General features: G+C 37.8%; 17 protein-coding genes. 13 read left to right on the forward strand and 4 right to left on the reverse strand.

Annotated elements, in window-relative coordinates; all coding sequences use genetic code 11:
* Positions 1 to 243: 243 nt before the first annotated feature.
* The gene (folD, locus tag HMPREF3177_RS05405; RefSeq protein ID WP_040929293.1) at positions 244 to 1,095 is read right to left on the reverse strand and encodes a bifunctional methylenetetrahydrofolate dehydrogenase/methenyltetrahydrofolate cyclohydrolase FolD; all 852 of its coding nucleotides are present in this window, start codon (positions 1,093 to 1,095) and stop codon (positions 244 to 246) included.
* A gap of 154 nt (positions 1,096 to 1,249) precedes the next feature.
* Here folD and purD point away from each other — a divergent pair, with 154 nt between their 5' ends.
* The 9 genes from purD (at position 1,250) to HMPREF3177_RS05450 (ending at position 10,382) form a co-directional block, all read left to right on the forward strand.
* Positions 1,250 to 2,545 carry a phosphoribosylamine--glycine ligase gene (gene purD / locus HMPREF3177_RS05410; RefSeq protein ID WP_070457520.1) on the forward strand — a complete coding sequence of 432 codons (1,296 nt, stop codon included), beginning with the start codon at positions 1,250 to 1,252 and terminating at the stop codon, positions 2,543 to 2,545.
* A 63-nt stretch (positions 2,546 to 2,608) separates the two neighbouring features.
* Positions 2,609 to 3,856, forward strand: coding sequence for a lipoteichoic acid stability factor AuxA (auxA, locus tag HMPREF3177_RS05415; RefSeq protein WP_070457523.1), 1,248 nt, complete (start codon positions 2,609 to 2,611; stop codon positions 3,854 to 3,856).
* Complete coding sequence (hutG, locus tag HMPREF3177_RS05420; RefSeq protein ID WP_068127990.1) at positions 3,849 to 4,733, forward strand: formimidoylglutamase; 885 nt, start codon at positions 3,849 to 3,851, stop codon at positions 4,731 to 4,733. Before auxA ends, hutG begins: the two co-directional genes overlap by 8 nt.
* 15 nt (positions 4,734 to 4,748) lie before the next feature.
* Positions 4,749 to 5,186 (forward strand): hypothetical protein, encoded by a 438-nt coding sequence (locus HMPREF3177_RS05425; protein ID WP_068127995.1) that lies wholly within the window; start codon positions 4,749 to 4,751, stop codon positions 5,184 to 5,186.
* A gap of 89 nt (positions 5,187 to 5,275) precedes the next feature.
* Positions 5,276 to 5,548: a phosphocarrier protein HPr gene (locus HMPREF3177_RS05430; protein ID WP_070457525.1), complete on the forward strand. Its 273-nt coding sequence runs from the start codon at positions 5,276 to 5,278 to the stop codon at positions 5,546 to 5,548.
* Positions 5,541 to 7,229, forward strand: a complete 1,689-nt coding sequence (ptsP, locus tag HMPREF3177_RS05435) for a phosphoenolpyruvate--protein phosphotransferase (protein ID WP_070457527.1) — start codon at positions 5,541 to 5,543, stop codon at positions 7,227 to 7,229. Before HMPREF3177_RS05430 ends, ptsP begins: the two co-directional genes overlap by 8 nt.
* Before the next feature lie 109 nt (positions 7,230 to 7,338).
* Positions 7,339 to 8,703 carry a cytochrome ubiquinol oxidase subunit I gene (locus tag HMPREF3177_RS05440; protein WP_070457529.1) on the forward strand — a complete coding sequence of 455 codons (1,365 nt, stop codon included), beginning with the start codon at positions 7,339 to 7,341 and terminating at the stop codon, positions 8,701 to 8,703.
* Positions 8,703 to 9,716 carry a cytochrome d ubiquinol oxidase subunit II gene (locus HMPREF3177_RS05445; RefSeq protein WP_070457531.1) on the forward strand — a complete coding sequence of 338 codons (1,014 nt, stop codon included), beginning with the start codon at positions 8,703 to 8,705 and terminating at the stop codon, positions 9,714 to 9,716. The genes HMPREF3177_RS05440 and HMPREF3177_RS05445 overlap by 1 nt, the downstream gene beginning before the upstream one ends.
* A gap of 3 nt (positions 9,717 to 9,719) precedes the next feature.
* A complete protein-coding gene (locus HMPREF3177_RS05450; protein WP_070457533.1) occupies positions 9,720 to 10,382 on the forward strand; it encodes a potassium channel family protein in 663 nt (220 codons plus the stop codon).
* A 39-nt stretch (positions 10,383 to 10,421) separates the two neighbouring features.
* On the opposite strand, the gene rnjA is transcribed toward HMPREF3177_RS05450, so the two are convergent.
* The gene (rnjA, locus tag HMPREF3177_RS05455) at positions 10,422 to 12,107 is read right to left on the reverse strand and encodes a ribonuclease J1 (protein WP_070457535.1); all 1,686 of its coding nucleotides are present in this window, start codon (positions 12,105 to 12,107) and stop codon (positions 10,422 to 10,424) included.
* On the reverse strand, positions 12,107 to 12,322 hold the full coding sequence (locus tag HMPREF3177_RS05460; RefSeq protein WP_068128017.1) for an RNA polymerase epsilon subunit: 216 nt from the start codon (positions 12,320 to 12,322) through the stop codon (positions 12,107 to 12,109). Before HMPREF3177_RS05460 ends, rnjA begins: the two co-directional genes overlap by 1 nt.
* A gap of 248 nt (positions 12,323 to 12,570) precedes the next feature.
* On the opposite strand from HMPREF3177_RS05460, the gene HMPREF3177_RS05465 reads away from it, so the two are divergent.
* Entirely contained in the window at positions 12,571 to 12,837 is a 267-nt protein-coding gene (locus HMPREF3177_RS05465) for a hypothetical protein (RefSeq protein ID WP_070457537.1), read from the forward strand.
* Here HMPREF3177_RS05465 and def read toward each other — a convergent pair.
* Positions 12,834 to 13,388 (reverse strand): peptide deformylase, encoded by a 555-nt coding sequence (gene def, locus HMPREF3177_RS05470; protein ID WP_068128020.1) that lies wholly within the window; start codon positions 13,386 to 13,388, stop codon positions 12,834 to 12,836. The genes HMPREF3177_RS05465 and def overlap by 4 nt on opposite strands.
* A 197-nt stretch (positions 13,389 to 13,585) precedes the next feature.
* Between def and pdhA the strand changes: the two genes are divergently transcribed.
* From pdhA to HMPREF3177_RS05485, 3 genes are read left to right on the forward strand one after another with little or no spacing between them, the layout of a single operon-like run.
* Entirely contained in the window at positions 13,586 to 14,692 is a 1,107-nt protein-coding gene (pdhA, locus tag HMPREF3177_RS05475; RefSeq protein WP_070457539.1) for a pyruvate dehydrogenase (acetyl-transferring) E1 component subunit alpha, read from the forward strand.
* Between the two features lie 3 nt (positions 14,693 to 14,695).
* Positions 14,696 to 15,673 carry an alpha-ketoacid dehydrogenase subunit beta gene (locus HMPREF3177_RS05480; RefSeq protein WP_040929276.1) on the forward strand — a complete coding sequence of 326 codons (978 nt, stop codon included), beginning with the start codon at positions 14,696 to 14,698 and terminating at the stop codon, positions 15,671 to 15,673.
* Between the two features lie 20 nt (positions 15,674 to 15,693).
* Positions 15,694 to 16,977, forward strand: coding sequence for a dihydrolipoamide acetyltransferase family protein (locus HMPREF3177_RS05485; RefSeq protein ID WP_070457541.1), 1,284 nt, complete (start codon positions 15,694 to 15,696; stop codon positions 16,975 to 16,977).
* The last annotated feature ends 4 nt before the right edge of the window (positions 16,978 to 16,981 follow it).

Below are 16,981 nucleotides of genomic sequence, written 5' to 3' on the forward strand. Positions count from 1 at the left end.
AACAGTGGTGTTGAGGCGAAATATGTTAAATAAACCACGATATCTAACAAAATCGCGATTTTTTTGTTAAATAAAATCCGAAGAAAAACACCAAACCCCTTTAAAGAGTAAAAACACACCAACAACCACGCCGCCTCACTATTACCAAGAGAAAAAACCACCCACTGACGCGACACACAGTGGCGTCACATTAACAGTGGGGTCACTTCCATAAAAAAGTCCAGCAGAGTGCTGGACATTTTTTTATTCTACATTGTTTAAGCGTTTTGCTGCGATGAGTGCGTTGTTTAATACCATTGTGATCGTAAGTGGGCCAACACCGCCTGGTACTGGTGTGATGTAGCTAGCGACTTCTTTTGCAGATTCGAAATCGACGTCTCCGACGAGTTTTCCGTCGACGACTGTGTTTCCTACGTCAATCACGATTGCGCCTTCTTTAAGGTCTTTTCCGTGAACGAGTCCTGGTTTTCCTACTGCTGATACTACGACGTCATAGTCTTTTAATTTTTCGACCATGTTTTTTGTGCGTGAGTGCATCAGTGTGACTGTTGCGTTTTCGTTTGTTAATAGTTTAGAAACTGGTTGTCCGACGATATGTGAACGTCCAATTACTGCAACTTCTTTTCCTTCGAGTGATCCTGTATGTTTTAATAACTCCATAATTCCAAGTGGTGTACATGGAATGAACGTTTCTTGTTCTGTGTACATTCGTCCGATGTTTACTGGACTAAATCCATCGACATCTTTCTCCGGAGCGATTGCTTCGAGGACTTTGTTTTCATCTACTTGTTTTGGAAGTGGTACTTGAACTAAAATACCGTGTACGTTGTCGTCTTCATTTAGGCGACGAACTGTGTCTAGTACTTCTTCTTCTGTTGCGTCTTCTTCTAAGTGAATAATACCTGACGACATACCGATTTTTTCTGCGGCTTTATTTTTAGATTTTACATATGATAATGAAGCACCATCGTTACCAACGATAACGACTGTTAAGTTTGGTGTAATTCCTTTTTCTTTTAATGCTTCAACTTGTTCTTGTAAACCTGCTCGGTAATCTTTCGCGATCTCGCGACCGTCTAATAATTCTGCTGTCATGAAATATCCCCCTATATTCGTGTTACTGTTATTATTACAAATTTTTTCAAAAAATTCTACTAAACAAAGGAGGATTAAAAACGTGATAATATTTTCAAATTGAAAGCGTTTTTTGTATAATGGAAGTACAACAGGTAACTTAGGAGAATGTAAAATGAATGTAGCAGTTATAGGTAGCGGCGGAAGAGAACATGCGATCGTTAAAATGTTAGCGGACTCGAAAGTTGCAGATAATATCATTGCAATACCTGGTAATGCTGGCATGAATGATATTTGTGAAGTGATGTATAGAGTAGACCCAAATGACTTTGATGCAATTGCAGGTATTTGTATCGAAAGACAAATCGACTGGGTCATTATCGGACCGCCAGAACCACTCGAAAAAGGTTTAGCAGACTTTTTAATCGATGAGTACGGTTTAACTGTTTTTGGCCCACGTAAACACGAGGCTCAAATAGAAACTTCTAAAATATTTACGAAGCAATTACTTAATAAATACAATATCCCAACTGCGGATTATAAAATATTTACAAACTACAACGAAGCAAAAAACTTTTTAACAGAATCTGAATATCCAATCGTTATTAAACATGATGGACTCGGTGACAACACGAAAGTTGTCGTCGCACAGTCACAAGATGAAGCGTATGAAGCACTCGATTATATCGCTCAATTTAAAGGAGAAGACACACCTAAAATCGAGCCGATTATTATCGAAGAATATTTAGACGGAGAAGAGTTTTCGTTAATGGTACTCGTCAATGAAGATGTATTTCATCCGTTTGAAATTATCGCTCAAGACCATAAATCTGCGTATAAGCGTGGAGTCGGACCGAATACAAACGGTATGGGAGCATATGCTCCAATCACACACCTTGACGATTCAGTACGCCAAGAAGCGATTGATACACTTGTAAAACCTACAGTTGACGCGATGGTTAAAGAGGGGATGAAATACTTCGGGGTCCTATTTTTAGGAGCGATGCATACAAAAGACGGCGTAAAAGTGTTAGAGTATAACGCACGTTTTGGTGACCCGGAAGCACAAGTGTTAATGAGTATGTTAGAAAACGACTTTTTAAATATGCTTGAAAAGTTAAAACGTAAAGAGTCTTTTGAAATGAAGTGGAAAAAAGGCTTTATGGCAGGTGCTGTACTTGCGACAAAAGACTATCCATATAAAGAAAACGTCGGTCTCGAGTTAGATTTCCCTGAATCTTTAAAAGAGCATATGTACGTTAGCGGTCTATCTCAAAAAGAAGATGGCAGTTATATATCAAGTAAAGGACGCGTCCTCATGGTGTGTAACCACGGTAATACGATCGAAGAAGCGTTAAACAAAGTATATAAACACATGAAACAAATCAAATACAATGACGGAGATTTTTACTACCGAGAAGATATCGGTCACCGTGCATTAAATAGCAGTAAAGAGAAAGGCGAGCAGTAGCTCGTCTTTTAATTTGATGATTTACACGTCTCTTTTCTGTATAATACTTAAAGAGGTGAAGTCATGTATAAACGATTTAATGACCACAAAGAAACGATTGCTTGTACGCTACTTGGCGTATTTTTTCTTATACAAGGATTGTTTATATTAATTAACTTTAAAAGTATTACAAATAAACAAGATATTTCCGGGGAAAAGATTAAAAACGTATTTGATTTTATCAATATATTTTTTATAGAGCTTAAAAATATTTTAGGTATTGTATTTCAGCATTCTTTACTGATTACGTTACTGTCAGGTGTTGTCCTTGTCGGACTCGGACTACTGATGTTTAAGTTTGCGAAAGTAATGAATAGAACGACAGCCTACGACCGTCGTTTTATCGTATTCTTTTTTAGTTTAACGTTTGTCATGTTTTTATGGTCGACATTTTTAATGTCACACGTATACGGATGGAGCAGTATTTTATTTTTACTCGCGTTTAGTGTACATATGATTTATAACGTCTTTAACGAATATTTCGATAAAACATATCGTAAAGCGCAATATTTAGTCATTTTATTCTTTTACAGTGTGGCATATTTTGTTACGCAAAATAGCGTGTACTCTAATATCGATTCTGGGCTTCGTCCAACAGACGTATTATCGATCAACATGTACTACACGATGACGTGGACACTCGCATTACTCACACTATCAGTCGGTGTCTTTTTATCTAAATCAGAAAACATTTTAAAACGACCAGTGAAAGATGAAGAACGAGAAATGTCACGTGTTCACGCGAGACGTAAAATTAAGTTAAACGTAGACGTCAACAAATACTTTACGTTTATGCATGCTGTATACCGTGTGCGTGACAAAGTAATTAACGCTTTTTATAACTTTTTTGAAATTAAGCCGATCCGCTGGGTAAAAGTGAATTACTTTGAACTCGTCTTTGGATTCTTGACGTTAATCGTTATCTTTTTAGAGTTTAACAACCGTAACAATGTCGTATTTGAAGGGCTATTTAAAATTTCAAATGTAAAATATATGTACGAGTGGTTTAACTTAGCGTTAACGTTTCTGCTTGCGGTACTGTATATTTTATTTACAGTGCTTAATACGTTAAAAGATAAAGCATACAACAGACAAATGATTATCATCGTCGCTTTATGGCTAAAAGTAACGACGAGTCTCTTTATAACATTATTTAGAGATGTCGAGTTAAGCATTTTTATATTACCTTTGAATATCTCGCTCGTGTTACTGACAACGCCACTTCTTTTAATGAGTATATTTAAAACATTTAGAGGTGAGAGAAATGATTAAACACGAATATACAGGTCGCATTGATTCAGATCGTAAAGAACGTTTCCACCAAGTCGTTCAGTCGTATACGAATGAAACAAAGTCAGACGTCATCGTCGGATTTATGTCTGACGAAGGTGTGAAACGAAATAAAGGAAGAGTCGGTGCGAAAGAAGCACCGACTAAAATTCGTGAGAGAATGTCGTCAATGGCGTACATGAATGATGTTTATGACATTGGTAGTATTGAGGGTACCGAAGATTTAGAAGCGTCCCAACAACAACTCGGGAATGTCGTATCAAAACTTCTTCAAAATGATAACTTCACTGTCATCTTAGGTGGCGGTCACGAAACAGTTTACGGGCATTACCTAGGCGTAAGAGATGCGTTTAAAGAAGAAAAAATTGCCGTTTTAAATTTAGATGCCCACTTTGATCTTAGAAAAGAACGTAAAAGTTCCGGCACGATGTTTTATGAAATGCTTTCTGAAGACGACAATATCGATTATTACGTCATCGGAATACAACAACTCGGAAACACGTTAACATTATTTGAAACTGCAGATGAATTCGGTGTGAAATACTGGACGCTCGACGAAGTACGACAAAACGAATCACTACTTGACACAATTAAGGGTGAACTCGAAAACTATGATCACGTCTTCATGACGCTATGTATGGATAGCGTTCAAGAAGGAGTGGCACCTGGAACGAGTGCGCCGTCACCAAACGGATTTACTGCTGAAGAAGTCGTTTCGACAGTGAAATATTTCGGAACGTTAAACAATTTAACGTCATTTGACGTTTCAGAAGTATCACCACCACTTGATATCAATGAGCGTACTTCAAGTTTAGCTGCATTCATTGTGTTAACATTACTCACAGAGAAGAATAAATAACATGGAGGAATTTACATGTACGAATATAGTGAACAATTATTAAATGAAAAAATAGAAATCGCACGTGAACTCGTTAAAAAGAAAGCAATTAAATCTGGAATTGCAGCAGCTTTACCTGTCCCTTTACTCGATTTAGGAACAGACGTTAAATATATGACAGAAATTGAAGACGAAATTAACGAAGTATTCGGTGTGACGAAAGAAGAAATCGAAAATAATGCAGACTCTATAAAAACACGTATTATGATTATGTTCTCAAGTGGAGTCGGTGACGTCGTATCTAAGTTTTCTACAAAAGCAATTTTAAAAGTAATCTCTAAAAAGAATAATAAACCGTCGCTTGCAGTTTCTAAAATTGTTACGCATAGTGTAAACGGTGCAGTGAGTTACTTCTTAATGAAAAAACTCGGTGACAACCATATCGATTTTGTCGTTCAACAATTAAAAAAATAAAAAATTAAAGTCTCAGATGAATTTTTTTATGAAATCGTGTACAATTAGTTTAATTCAGATGTTTAAACGACTTGTAAAGGAGAGAGATTATGCAACAAAAGACTTTTTCTATTGTCGATGAAACAGGTATTCATGCGAGACCTGCGACAAAACTTGTGCAAACAGCAACGAAGTTTAAAGCAAACATTGACTTAGAATATAACAGTAAAATAGTAAACTTAAAGTCTATCATGGGCGTCATGTCACTTGGTGTTGGCAAGGGTGCTGAAATTACGATTCACGCAGACGGTGATGATGAAACAGAAGCGCTTGAAGCAATTCAAAACACATTAGTTCATGAAGGTCTGATAGGTGATGAGTAAACTCACAGGTATTACAGTTGAACCAGGGATCGTTAGTGGAAAAGTTGTCGTCATAAGAGACGTCAACTTTGATATTAACAAGAACGAGGTAGACGCTGCTTCTATTTGGAGAGAGCATCAAAGACTCGATATCGCAATAGAGACATCTAAAAGAGAACTTCGTGTTATTCAAGATAATAGGGAGTTCTCTATTTCTTTAGGTGATGAAGCGATATTAGAAGCACAAATTATGATGCTCGAAGATCCGTACTTTATCGAGGATATTCGAGATGTTATTAACAAAGGGAAGACGGCAGAATACGCGGTTAACTTTGTAAAAGAAGCACTGACGGAATCATTTAACGCAATTGAAGATGCGTATTTACGTGCACGTCGTAATGACGTCATTGACTTAACAGAACGTATTATTGCAAATCTTTTAGATACGCCACGTGTAGACTTTTCACAACTAAATTCTGATACGATTATCGTTGCAAAAGAATTGCCACCGTCTATTACGGCAAGTCTCGATAAAAAGTATATTAAAGGCGTCGTGTTAGAATCCGGTGCAAAACATTCTCACACAGGCTTACTCTTAATGTCAAAGGGAATCCCTGCGTTATTTAACGTCGGTGACGTTTTAAGTTACGCAGAGGACAGCCATTATGCGATTTTAAACAGCGCGGACGGTGTCGTTAATTTCTCTCCGACAAAAGAAGAACTAGAAGCAATTTTTCTTATGAAAGAAAAGAATGAACAAATCGAACTGACGAAAGATACGTATTCAAAAGATCACGTAAAAATCCGTGTATCTGCTAACGTTTCTGTTCAGTCATCCGTAGAAGAAGCCATTCAATATAAAGCTGATGGCGCGGGGTTAATGCGCACGGAATTCATGTATATGAGTCACAATGATTTCCCAAAAGAGACAGATGAAAATAGAGTTTATGAATCCGTCGTAAAAGCACTAGATGACGTGACGTTTCGATTACTCGATATCGGTGGGGATAAGTTTTTACCTTATCATCCTGAAGAGTTGCTCGATGAAGTCAACCCAGCACTCGGTACCCGTGGAGTAAGATTTTTAAAACTACATGAACGTACACTTCGTCAACAAATCCGTGCGATCATTCGTGCGAGTCGATTTGGTACGGTTAAAATTATGGTGCCGATGGTCACGTCCGTCGAAGAGTTTTTATGGATTAAAAACATCTTAAATGAAGAAAAAATTCATTTACGAATGACAGACAAAATCGATCTCGGTGCGATGATTGAAACACCGGCTGCAGCAATACATGTCGATAGTTTCGCTAAACATGCGGATTTTTTAAGTATCGGAACGAACGATTTAACACAGTTTTTACTTGCGTTTGATCGTACGAGCCCGAACTTTGATTTACTCGCTCAATCGATGCATCCTAGTATTTTTAAAGTGATTCGTAACGTCGTTATGAGCGGGAAAAAATACGATATCCCTGTGTCAATATGCGGTGTGCTCGGCCAAAATTTAGAAGCATTACCGATATTACTTGGACTTGGTATTCGTCATATTAGTATCGATCCTAATAAAATGGTAGAAGTGAAAACTCGTATTTCACAGTTAAAAATTAAACAGCTGCAAAGACTGCGTCCTTTACTCGCACAAATTGAAACAGAAGAAGAACTGCTGTCTATCGCACGCAAACTCGATAAATCAACCTAAATACACTCGTATTTAGGATTTTTTGATTTTAATTATGAATCTTTTGTGAAAGTCTGAACATGTGTACTATACTAGATACAAGAAGTGTTAATAATAGAGGAGGAAAAGTATGGAAGATGTTTTAATTGGTCGAATATTGACTGGTTTAACGTTAGGTGTACATATTCTGTATGCGACAGTAGGAGTAGGAATTCCGTTACTCATTATGGTACTGGAATTTCTAGGCATTAAAAAGAATGATTATCACTACTTAACGATGGCACGTAGAATTGCGATGGGATACACAGTCACTGTTGCCGTAGGTGTTGTTACCGGTACAATTATCGGTCTTCAATTATCATTAATATGGCCACAGTTTATGCAACTTGCCGGTCATATTATTGCGTTACCACTATTCATGGAAACATTTGCGTTTTTCTTTGAAGCGATATTTTTAGGTATTTACTTATATACGTGGGATCGATTTAAAAATCGCTGGCACCACTGGTATTTAACAATTCCAGTCGTACTTGGTGCAGGAATTTCCGCGGTGTTTATTACGATGGTAAATAGCTTTATGAACTCTCCAGCAGGCTTTAAAATCGTTGACGGTGTGTTAAAAAATGTCGATCCTTTAAAAGCGATGTTTAACCCGTCGATGCCAGAACGAGTGTTCCACGTACTCGTTACAGCGTATATGACAGCAGCGTTTATTATGGTGACGATCGCAGCGTTTAACTTATTAAAGTCTAAATTCGATGAAGATCGTGAGTATCACAAAAAAGGCTTAAAAGTGATGATGGTCATTGGTTTAATTATGTCTGGACTTACTTTACTCGCAGGAGATTTATCTGCAAAGTATTTACACAATCATCAACCAGAAAAACTTGCTGCAATAGAGTGGCATTTTGAAACAGAAGGTAACGCAGATTTAATATTATTTGGTGTACTCGATGAAGAAAACCAAGAAGTGAAAGGTGCACTCAGAATTCCGAGCGCGTTAAGTATTTTATCGGACTGGAAACCGAGTACTGAAGTGACAGGGTTAAACGATATCCCTAAAGATGAATGGCCACCACTTGTCATTCACTATTTCTTTGACGTCATGGTATTCTTTGGAATGTTTGGATTCGGAGCGAGTCTTTTATACTTTATCTTAAAATGGTTAAAACCGGAGTTACTACACAGTAAGTTGATGTTGTATATATTTGTTTTAACGGGGCCGTTATCATTTTTAGCAATTGAAGCGGGTTGGTTTACAGCTGAACTTGGTCGTCAGCCATGGATGGTACGTGGATATATGCGCGTCAGTGAAGCGATCACCGAGGCGAGTGGTTTAGGGTTAACGCTAATCCTATTCGGTGTTTTATACTTCGTATTAGTAACGACGACTATTCTCGTTTTAACGCGTATGTTTAAAGATAAATCAGCAAAAGATAGCCAAATTCAATATTATGGTACTGAAAGTTTAGATGAGACTGGAGGTCGATTCTAATGGATTTTGCAACACTAGGTATTACAGTACTTTGGACGTTTTTATACGGATACGTCGTCATTGCATCGATTGACTTTGGTGCAGGGTTTTATAACTTCTATGCAAAATTAACGAATCAAGATAATATTATTACACCGATTATTAACCGCTATTTAAATCCTGTATGGGAAGTCACGAACGTATTCTTCGTATTCTTCTTCGTTGGGATCGTCGGATTTTTCCCGGACTCGGCATACTATTTCGGTACGGTATTGTTGATTCCAGCGTCCATTTCGTTAATCATGTTAGCGATTCGCGGAAGTTATTATGCTTTTAACCAATATTCACAAGGAACGAATATGGTTTGGACGTTTTTATACGGTGTAACAGGGTTATTTATCCCAGCGTCGCTTTCAGTCGCATTAGTCATAGCAGAAGGTGGTTTTATAGAAGAAACTGCTGCTGGACTTGATTTAGACTATGTCGAACTATTTTTTAGCGGATATACGTGGTCCGTCGTATTTTTAGCAGTCATTTCTGTGTTATATATTTCGAGTGGATTTTTACTTTTCTATTCGAATCGTGCAAAAGCAAAGCAAGCAGTAGAGTTAACACGTACATGGTTTTTAACATGGACAATTCCAATGCTCGTCATTTCTCAATTTGTGTTCCTAGAGCTTCGCGCAATTAATAGAGAGCACTTTGACAATGCCACACAAAATTACTGGTACTTCTTCTTATGTAGTATCGTATTTATGGCAATTGCTGTGTACTTAGTTTATAAAAAGAAAAATTACGGTGTCGCGTTTGTTATGGTGATGTTACAGTTTGCGTTCGCATTTTTCGGTTATGGAATTAGTAAATTACCATATATTTTATATCCGTTTATAAAACTCGATGCGGTCGTTAACGACTCGATGGCCATCGCACTCGTCATTGTGTTCGTTTTAGGTTTACTATTACTTATTCCAAGTCTTATAATATTAATGAGATTATTCTTATTCGACAAAGATTACGTACAAGGTAAGGAGTAAGTTATGAAAAAAGAATTTGCGGTAATCGGACTCGGAAGATTCGGTTCGAGTATCGTTAAAGAATTGCGAAAGTTAAATGTGAACGTTCTTGCGATTGACAAAGATGAAGCGGTTATTAACGAATATAAGGATCTCGTCACTGAAGCTGTCATCGGGAACACGATGGACGAAAACGTCTTAAAAAGCGTCGGTATTACTAACTTCGACCACGTCATCGTTGCGATTGGCGAGAGTATTCAAGGCAGTATTTTAACGACGCTTATATTAAAAGACCTCGGATGCGAAAAAGTGACGGTTAAAGCTCAAAATGATTATCACGGTAGAGTGTTAGAAAAAATCGGTGCAGATGCTGTGATTCACCCTGAAAGAGATATCGGACGACTACTAGCACACCGACTCGTGTCTACGCATACGCTCGATATACTCGAGATTTCAGACAACCACTCAATTGTAGAGTTCAAAGCAGTTGAAGCTTTTACAAATCGTACGTTAGATGAGTTAGATTTTAGAAACAAATTTGGAGTATCCGTATTAGCAATTAAACGACATGAGCATATTATCGTGTCACCAGATTCACATACACCAATTCTTGAAGATGATATTTTAATTTTAATAGCAAGCGATGAAGATCTCTCACACTTTGAAATAGTGATGGGGGACGATTAAAAAACACCCGTTACAATTTTGTAACGGGTGTTTAGTATGTTATTTATCTTCTAATGTCTCGTCGTTTACTCTCATAATCATTGGTAAAATCATCGGTTTACGATGTGTCTTTTTGTATAAGTAATTCGATAAGTCTTGAATGATGAGTTGTTTGACGTTAAACCATTCGACGTTGTCTTCTTCTAATAATTCTTCGATAGATTCTTTTAGACGTTTTTCTGCACTACGTATCAGTCTAAATGATTCTCTCATATACACAAATCCTCGAGAAATAATGTCTGGACCTGAAAGTAGTGTCTGTGTTTTAAAGTCGATAGATACGACGACGACTGCTAGACCTTCTTCTGAAAGTTCTTTACGGTCACGTAGTACGATATTTCCGATATCTCCAATTCCGATACCGTCTACAAATACTGTTCCAGCTGGTACTTTTCCTGAAATCTCTGCACCGTTTCTATCGATAGATAAGACGTCACCATTTTCCATTAAGAAGATTTTATCTTTATCGACACCTGTGTCGATACCGAGTTCTTTATGGATTTTTTGCATACGGTATTCACCGTGAATAGGCATAAAGTACTCTGGGCGAATGAGTCTAAGCATTAGTTTTTGTTCTTCTTGTGAGCCGTGTCCAGACGTATGGATGTTTGACAACGGTCCATGAATTACGTCTGCACCTGCTTTATAAAGAGCATTAATTGTTTTATTGACACTCATCGTGTTCCCAGGAATAGGTGAGCTACTAAAGACGACTGTATCATCTGGAATGATTGAAATTTGTCTATGTGTACCGTTTGCGATACGAGACAATGCTGCCATCGGTTCACCTTGAGATCCTGTACAAAGGATCATAATTTGGTGTTTTTCGTAACGGTTAATTTCTTTTGCTTCTATGAATGTGTCTACTGGCGCTTTAATATAACCGAGTTCTTGACCGATTTTAATGTTGTTTTCCATACTTCTTCCGAAAACGACAATTTTACGGTTGAATTTTACAGCAGCATCGATTGCTTGTTGAACTCTATAAATGTTAGATGCAAATGTCGCAAATATAATACGACCAGAGCATTGTCTAAAAATATCTTCAACGTTTTGACCGACTTCTTTTTCACTCATTGTGAAATTTGGTACAGTCGCGTTCGTTGAGTCTGATAGAAGTAAAAGTACGCCTTCTTCACCTAAATTGGCCATTTTTGTAATGTTCGCAGGCTCTCCAACCGGTGTAAAGTCAAACTTAAAGTCACCCGTATGGACGATGTTACCTTCAGGTGTTTTTACAACGACACCGTACGCTTCAGGTATAGAGTGCGTCGTTAAGTAAAATTCTACTGACATATGTTCAAACTCTAAAACGTCAGATTCCGTAATCGGATTTAATGATGTACGGTGCATTAACTTATGTTCTTCTAGTTTGTTTTGAATAAGCCCAAGTGCTAGTGGGCCAGAGTATATAGGCACTGAAATTTCTTTTAATAAAAATGGAATTCCACCGATATGGTCTTCGTGACCATGTGTGACGACGAGCGCTTTAATTTTATGTTCGTTTTCTTTTAAATACGTATAATCCGGTATGACGTAGTCAACGCCAAGTTCATCGTCACTTGGGAATTTAATCCCCGCGTCAATAATAATAATTTCGTCTTTGTATTCCACACAGTAAGTGTTTTTCCCGATCTCCCCAAGTCCACCTAGGGCGAACACTTTTACTTTGGATGTTAGAGTCATTATAGTTTCGTAACCTCAAAGTCTTCGTTATGTTCTTTTTCGTATGCTAAATGATCGGGAGTTAACGCTTCAATGTGCTCTAAAGTGACTTCTTTGTCACCGAAATACTTTCTTACTTGTTCTAAATTTTCTGCTTCAACGTACATTGATTTTGTTTCTTCACGAATAATACGTTGCGTTTTATGATTTTGATAAAATACTTTAAAAATTTCCATTTCAAATAAACTCCTTAAATGTTTTATAAAAAATAAGATGTGCTCGTTCATGAAAGCACATCTTCAACCGGATAGATATCCTTTTATACTAAGTTGCCAACTGCCATTTCGGCTTTTAGATGTTATTGAACATGTCAATTTGTGCTCATTTTCATAAACACAATTCGTACCTTTATACTTAAGTTTATTCTACCTCATAGACGAATGTGTTGCAAAGACTTTATAATAATAATAAAGGGGGTAAGGCAATGGATGCTTTACAAATTTACGAAACGATTCGTCGTGAAATGTCGCGTGAAGATAAACGCGTCGAATTCATTGAATTTAACATAAGAAATGACATGTATATTATGAATTTAATTTATGATTATGTGACTTCAAATACGTACGAACATCACTTTATACCACATGAGGCAGATCCACTTATTTTAAACGAAGAGACGTACGAACAACTCATCGATATTTTAAACGATAAAGGAATTCGTTACGTCACTAGAAATGACGATTTTATTTAATCTTCAAATGGTACTGCACCTTCATGCGGCTCGTTTGGATTTTCTTGATCGATATGATCATAGAACATCACACCGTTTAAGTGGTCCATCTCGTGTTGAAGGACGATTGCAAGTAATCCTTTTGCTTTAATTTCAATTTTATTGCCGTCAATATCTAATGCAGATACTCTAAAACGTTTATAGCGGTGGACGATTCCGTCGATATCTTCATCGACACTTAAACATCCTTCTCCACCTGGAAGATATGTCTCTTGTACAGAGTGACTCACTAATTTCGGGTTAATGAGCATATAATCATACACTGGTTCGTTCATTTCGTCTGTAATGTAAATCGCGATCATACGTTTATCGATATTGACTTGCGGTGCTGCAAGTCCAACGCCTGCTCTTAAATTATATTTTTGAGCGGTTTTTTCATCTTGTGACATCACTAAATACTCGCGCATTTCACGTAATTGACGTTTTGTCTCCTCGTCAATTTCAGTGACTTCTTTTACTTTTGTTCTTAATATTGGATGTCCATCTCTAACAATATCATCCATTGTAAGCATAAAATCTCTCCTAAGCTAAAATTCATTTTTTAATTATACATTATATTATAGAAGTATGACAAAAAGAGTTACTGATACGTCCAAAATACTATATAATGAAACAGAAGTACCGTTTAAAAGTCGATATCTTTTAAATGCGTGAATACTTTATGTTATTATTACTGTAAGCATTTTTATGAAAGGTATGGTGAAGAAGTATGGCACCGAAGAAAAAAGGATTCGATCCGGTTGCTCAATTACAAGATATTGAGGCGTCATTTGAACTTTTTCAAATTTTAGATGAGGAAGGTAAAGTCGTAAATAAAAACGAAATGCCTGAACTCTCTGATGATGAATTAGTGGAGATTATGACGCGAATGGTGTGGACGAGAGTATTAGACGAGCGTTCTACGTCTTTAAACCGTCAAGGTAGACTTGGGTTCTACGCACCAACAGCTGGACAAGAAGCATCACAAATTGCAAGTCATTTTGCAATTGAAAAAGGGGACTATGTTTTACCAGGGTACCGTGATGTCCCACAATTAATTTGGCATGGTTTACCGTTATACAAAGCATTCTTATTCTCAAGAGGGCATTATGAAGGTAACCAGTTCCCAGAAGGTGTAAATGCTTTAAGCCCGCAGATTATTATCGGGGCACAGTACGTGCAAACGGCTGGTGTCGCTTTAGGTCTTAAAAAGAGAGAAAAAGAAAACGTCGTAATTACGTATACTGGTGACGGTGGTACGTCTCAAGGTGACTTCTATGAAGGTATTAACTTTGCAGGCGCTTATAAAGCACCAGCGATTTTCGTCGTTCAAAATAACCAATATGCAATCTCAACACCGAGATCTTTACAAACAGCTGCTAAAACGTTAGCACAAAAAGGAGTTGCAGCAGGTATTCCATCTGTTCAAGTGGACGGAATGGACGCACTTGCAGTTTATAAAGTAACAAAAGATGCACGTGACCGTGCAATTAAAGGTGAAGGACCAACTCTTATCGAAACAGTATGTTACCGTTACGGTGCACACACACTGTCAGGAGATGACCCAACACGTTATAGAAAACAAGATGAAGACGATGCATGGGCGAAAAAAGACCCAATCGTTCGTTTCAGAAAGTTCTTAGAAGAAAAAGGATTATGGAACGAAGAGAAAGAAAAAGAAGTGATTGAGCGTGCGCGTGAAGAAGTTAAAGAAGCGATTAAAGAAGCAGATAAAGTAGCGCCACAAACGATCACAGGTTTAATGGATTTAATGTATGAAGAAAATCCATCAAACGTTGTAGAGCAATATGAATACTACAAAGGGAAGGAGTCATAATCAATGGCTGAATTAACGATGATTCAAGCGATTACTGAAGCGATGCGTACAGAACTTAAAAATGACGAAAACGTACTCGTGTTTGGAGAGGACGTTGGAGTTAATGGTGGTGTATTCTTAGCGACTCAAGGATTACAAGAAGAGTTTGGAGTCGACCGTGTATTTGACACACCACTTGCAGAGAGTGCAATCGCATCACTCGGTTTAGGTTTAACATTAGAAGGATATCGTCCGGTTGTTGAAATCCAGTTCTTCGGATTCTTATTTGAAGCGATGGATGGAATTGCTGGACAAATTGCACGTCATAGATACCGTTCAGGCGGTTCTAAAAAGACTCCTATCGTAGTTCGTGCACCATTTGGTGGTGGAGTAAACACACCAGAATTACACGCAGACTCACTTGAAGGTCTCATGGCACAAACGCCTGGTTTACGTGTAGTAATTCCATCAACACCAAGCGATGCAAAAGGACTACTCATCTCAGCAATTCGCTCAGATGACCCTGTAATTTTCTTAGAGCATATGAAGTTATACCGTTCATTCCGTGAAGAAGTACCTGAAGAGGCTTACGAAGTGGAAATTGGTAAAGCAGCGGTTCGTCGTGAAGGTGACGATGTGACATTAATCGCTTATGGTGCGATGGTTCACGAAGCACTTCATGCTGCTGAAGAGTTAGAAAAAGAAAATATTTCTGCAGAAGTGATCGACTTAAGAACAGTATCTCCAGTCGACTACGAAACACTTGTTAAATCTGTAGAGAAAACAAATCGTGCAGTCGTGATTCAAGAAGCTCAGCACCAAGCAGGTGTTGGTGGACAAGTCACAGCTGAGTTACAAGAACGTACAATTCTTTCGTTAGAAGCACCTATTTTACGTGTAAGCGCGCCAGACACAGTGTATCCATTCACTGCAGCTGAAAAAGTATGGCTGCCTGGAAAAGATGAAATTATCGAAAAAGCGAAAGAAGTTATCAATTTCTAAAACTTAGGGGGGGGAAATTCATGGCTTATGAAGTGAAACTTCATGATATCGGTGAAGGAATTCATGAAGGTGAAATTGCGAAGTGGTTCATCAATGAAGGTGACCAAATTGAAGAGGATGATACGCTCGTAGAGATCGCAAACGACAAAGCAGTCGTAGAAATGCCATCTCCAGTATCAGGTACAATTCAAAAGATTCACGTCGCAGAAGGAGAAGTGACGACAGTCGGGACAGTACTTGTAACGATTGATGACGGTAGTGAAGATACGCCGTCAGAAGACACATCTTCTGACTCAGAAAAAGAAGAAGATAAAAAAGAAGAGCCTGTAAAAGAAGAAAAAGAAGAGAAAACTGAAGAAAAATCAGAATCTAAAGAGGAAGGTTCTACAGATAAACGATTCGTAAAAGCGATGCCTTCAGTTCGTAAATTTGCTCGTGAAAACGACGTAGATATTACGAAAGTAACAGGTACAGGAAAACACGACCGCATTACTAAAGCGGACGTTGAAGCATTTATGAATGGTGGCGCTGAAGAAGCAGCAGATACTGCAGAAACTAAATCTGAAGAAACATCTAAACAAAGTGTAACGACAGTAACTAAAGACCGTGAAACACGCGAGAAGATGACGTCGATTCGCCGTACAATCGCTAAAGCGATGGTGAGTAGTAAACAGACGTCTCCACACGTTACAAACATCGACGAAGTAATCGTAGACAATCTATACGAACACCGTCAGAAGTTTAAAAGTTACGCTGAAGAGCAAGGTACGAAATTAACGTACTTACCATATGTCGTTAAAGCACTTGTATCTGCACTGAAGAAATATCCTGAGTTAAACACATCAGTAGATAGTGAAACGGATGAAATTATCCATAAACACTACTATGATATCGGTATTGCTGCTGACACTGACCGCGGGTTAGTCGTTCCAGTAATTAGAGATGCAAATGCAAAATCTATTTTTGAAATCTCAGATGATATTATGGAACTTGCAACAAAAGCGAGAGATGGTAAACTAACAATGGAAGAAATGCAAGGTGGAAGCATGTCGATTTCTAACCTCGGATCTGAAGGAGGTAAATGGTTTACTCCAGTAATTAACCAACCTGAAGTTGCGATCTTAGGAATTGGACGCATTGAAGAGCAACCTGTCGTTGTAGACGGTGAAGTTGTTCCTGCACGCGTACTTGCGATTTCTATTAGTTACGACCATAGAGTAATCGATGGTGCAGTAGCGCAAAGAGCATTAAATCACATTAAGAAATTACTAAATAATCCTGATTTACTATTAATGGAGGGGTAAAATA

Origin of the sequence: Nosocomiicoccus sp. HMSC09A07 (assembly GCF_001808485.1) — a bacterium.
Classification (GTDB): Bacteria; Bacillota; Bacilli; order Staphylococcales; family Salinicoccaceae; genus Nosocomiicoccus; species Nosocomiicoccus ampullae_A.